Source organism: Blastococcus sp. KM273128 (assembly GCF_021698975.1).
Lineage (GTDB): Bacteria > Actinomycetota > Actinomycetes > Mycobacteriales > Geodermatophilaceae > Blastococcus.
This window is the reverse complement of record NZ_SSXA01000138.1, coordinates 1-3,090: the sequence shown is the minus strand read 5'-3', so window position 1 is coordinate 3,090 and position 3,090 is coordinate 1. Positions and strand designations below refer to the sequence as shown.

Annotated in this window: 1 protein-coding gene; it reads right to left on the bottom strand. The window is 72.1% G+C overall.

The window, feature by feature from the left end; genetic code table 11:
- On the bottom strand, nucleotides 1-2,916 hold a 2,916-nt coding region (locus E9529_RS21155; RefSeq protein ID WP_236833235.1), incomplete at its 3' end, for a DUF6531 domain-containing protein.
- Between the last annotated feature and the right edge of the window lie 174 nt (nucleotides 2,917-3,090).

Here is a 3,090-nt window from a genome sequence, read left to right as displayed (position 1 = left end):
GAAACCGTTGACCGTCGCCACCGACTTCAACCACTCACTCGTGCCGCCATCGGCCGCCGTCTTCACATACGTCAGGCGCACTGCATCACCGGCGGCATCCCGCACCGTCGTCGCGGACAACCCGCCCGGCAGGTCCTCCCGCACCAGGCTGCCGTCGGCCCCGTACCGGGCGCTGAAGGTCCCCACCCCCGACACCTCCAAGCTGGTCGGCAGGCTGCCCCGCTCCCCGCCGCCGTCGTAGCCGACCGTCCGGGTGCCGTGGGTGTTGGCCACCTCCACCAAACGGCCCGCCGAGTCATACGACTGCGTCGTCACCAGCCCACTGCCGTCGGTGTACTCGATGATCCGGCCGTACTCGTCGTACTCCCTGCTGATCGGGCCCGCACCCTGGTTCACGTCGCCGACGACGGCGCCGTTCGCATCGACGAGCCGGGTGTGCTCGACCAGACCGGCGGCGGTGTAGGTGGTCTCCACCGACGGGCGCCCCTGACCCGCCTCCGCACCTGCGCCGGTCACGCCGCTGCGACGAGACCGCCCGACCGCGTCGTAAGCGGTGTCCGTGGTGCGAACGACATCCGTTCCCGGAACGGTCTCGACCACCCGGGTGACGTTCCCGTACACGTCGTAACCGGTCACGTGCGTCGTCGGCAGCGCGAACCCGGCATCCGGCGCGCCACCGGGGCGGCTCTTGCACAGCCAGCCAGCCCACGCCTCGCTCTTGCACTGAGCGTCCGCATTGTCAGCGGAGTAGTGGACCTTGACCGTCGTCGCCGCGGTGGTCGTGCTGGTGCCACCGGCCGGCAGCGTGCTGGAGACCGTCCGCCCCTGCTCGTCGACCACCTGCCGGGTCACCACCTCCGCGGCACCACCGCCGGGGTCGACCCGGGTGGCCGTCGGCGTGCCGAACTTCCACGCGTTCGGCGATCCGTACTCCAGATTCGTGACACGGTCACGACCGTCGAGCGCCGGAAGCGCCGGGTCGGTGCCGGTCGAACCCGTCGGAAGTGCGGCGTGAATCTCCACCGCGTCGACGGTCGTGCGGACCGGCAGGTGCAGCGACTTGCCCGGCGTGGGGTGGCCCGCCTCGTTCCCGACGTCGTAGACGGTCATGGTCCGCGTGCGGGCGCTCACCTGGCGGTCCCCGGCCGCCACCGTCACCGGCCGAGCCGGCTGGTAGCTGCGCAGCAGGTCCAGGCCATCGGCCGAGTACACGTTCACCGTGTCCAGCAGCTTGGCCTGGACGGCCTCAGCGGCTGCATCGGCACCGGCGGCCAGTGCACGGTCGCGGTTGCCGGCGCTCAACTGCCGGACGACGTTGCCCCGTCCCTCGGCGTCGTACTCCGTGGTGCTGATGCGCCAGGCCGGCGCCTCGTGGGCGCCGGTGTCCTGATCGATGGTTCCGCCGAAGTTCGCGGTGTTGGTGACCCGGCCGTTGACGTCCAGGGCGAGCAGCTGGGCACCGCGCCACTGGGCCGCGGTCGGGGCGCTGTCGGGCACCACGTCCGGGCCGAAGACCGCCGTCATGTCCGTGGGCGCTGCCGCCTGACCCCAGCGCCCCACCTCTGCCGAGGTCAGCGTCGGGAGGGCAGCGTTGCTGCCGTCCAGGGGCAGGTCGTAGCGCACGTTGGTGCGCTGCGGTGCCAGCCCGTCGGGGCCGTCGTTCAGCGTGGCCGAGACCAGCCGAGGAAGCTGGCGGTCGTCGTAGTCCAGCGTCCAGGTCGCGGTGCCGCCGACCGGCGTGATGGCCTCCAGCCGTCCATCGGAGCGGTAGGTGTAGGTGACCCTCTGCCCGCTCCGCGGATCGGTCACGGACGTGAGCCGACCCCCGCCGTAGGCGTACTCCGCCAAGACGATCTGCTGCGGCCCAACCGGGGTGCCGGCGTCGACGAGGCCACCGGCCGCGGCGGCTGCGCCGTGCGCCCAGAGCTTGACGCTGGTCAGCCGCTCGGTTGTTCCGGTGCCGGAGTACAGGAACTCCAGCGCGCGGCAGCCGGCCGGCTGCGCGGTGGTGGTCGGGTCCGAGCACGCCGCGCCGGCATCGGTCGGCGCGAGCAGCAGCCGGGGGTTGCCCGCTGCGGTGTAGGTGACGGTGGTCAGGGCCGGGGCGAGGTCGGTACTGCCGGCCTTGCCGCGGATCGCCTCCACCTTGGTGACGCGGAAGAGCCCGTCGTTCACGTGCCCGTTGCCGCCGTCGGCGCGGGTGAGGGTGACCTTGTCGCCATCGAGATCGGTGAGCACGTAGGTGCTGGCCGCCGGCGCGGTACCGGGCACGAAGATCAGCGTCGCCCCCTCGGTGCTCGCCTCGCCCTCGGCGACGTAGGTATCCAGGTCAGCGGTGGCGGAGGACTTGCGGACGAACGGCATCTGCGTGCCGTCGCCGCGGGTGATGAGCACCGTCTCGGTGCGGTCGATGAGGTTGAGGTAGTCGGCGCCGGCCTCGTCGACGGCAAGTGACATCCGCCAGCCCGGCCCCAGCGGCCCGGCGCGGTCGGGGTCATTGCTGGCGAAGCTGCGGGTCGCGGCCAGGCCACCGTGCGGAGCGTTCACCTCGACGTCGCGTCCCACGACCGCGTAGGCGCCCGTCAGCAGGCTGACCGTGCCGGGGCCGGCGTCAGAGGTGGCGTTGGCCCCGGTCAGCCCCGCCCGGTCCACGGTGATCTGGGTGACCCCGGTGCAGCGCATGTCGCTCGTGCCGGTCATGCGGAAGCAGGCGCGGACCTGCACCAAGCCGTCGAGGGGAATGCTGGAGGTCGCGTGCCAGGTGTAGCGCGCCGAGGCCTTGCCGCCGTCCTGGTCGGTGACCGGCAGCCATTCACCCAGCACCGCGCCACCGTCGGGCAGGCGCAGCGCGAGCGGCGCGACGTCGGTCCAGCCCTCCGAAGGCGTCAGGCTGTAGGGGCGCCACTGAAACCGCACCCCGTCGTAGGAGCTGCCACCCGGGCGCACTTTGGCGGTGGCCTGCAGCTGAGTGCGCGCCTGCGTAACTCGCTGGAGTGGCGTCCACCAAGGTGGTGTGCGACGGCCCCGGTGACCAGCGGGCCCTGCACGTGAAGGCGGCCACCGCGTGATCTTCTGGATACCTTCCACAGC